The sequence below is a fragment of the Streptomyces sp. DH12 genome (genome assembly GCF_020873895.1).
GTDB lineage: Bacteria > Actinomycetota > Actinomycetes > Streptomycetales > Streptomycetaceae > Streptomyces.
Window position 1 is genome coordinate 1 of the sequence record NZ_JAHWGT010000483.1, and the last position, 594, is coordinate 594.

The window sequence follows — 594 nt, forward strand, 5'->3', positions numbered from 1 at the left end:
TATCTGGCCCGGGTCGCGGAGCAGGACGCGCGGACCCTGCGGTACGCCCGCGAGGTCCTCGACGCGGAGGAGCGGGCCCGTGCCCGCGCCTTCCGGCACGGCCGGGACCGCGACGCCTACGTGGTCGCCCACGCGGCGCTGCGGAACGTACTGAGCGTCGTGACGGGGGTGCGGGCCGACGCGCTGGCGCTGACCCGTGAGCCCTGCGCGGGCTGCGGCGGGCCGCACGGGCGGCCGGTGCTGTCCGCGTCGGGGGTGCACTTCTCCCTGTCGCACAGCGGCGGTCTGGTGCTGGTGGCGCTCGCGCCGGCGCCGGTCGGGGTCGACGTGGAGGAGCTGGCCACCGTCAAGGTCATGCTCAGCGCGCAGTCGGCGCTGCACCGGGCGGAGGCGGACGAGCTGGCGCGACTGCCCGCCTACGGCAGGCCGGCCGCGTTCACCCGTGCCTGGGTGCGCAAGGAGGCCTACCTCAAGGGTCTGGGCACGGGTCTGGTGCGCAACCCCGCGCTCGACTACCTGGGCACGGGTCCGTCGCCCGCGGACCCGGCGCCGGGCTGGGCGGTGCGCGACGTCCTGGTGCCCTCCGGCTACGCG

At 76.9% G+C, this 594-nt stretch carries 1 protein-coding gene; it reads left to right on the forward strand.

The window, feature by feature from the left end:
* A partial coding sequence (locus LPA54_RS35310; protein WP_306806592.1) for a 4'-phosphopantetheinyl transferase superfamily protein occupies positions 1 to 594 on the forward strand: 594 nt, incomplete at both ends.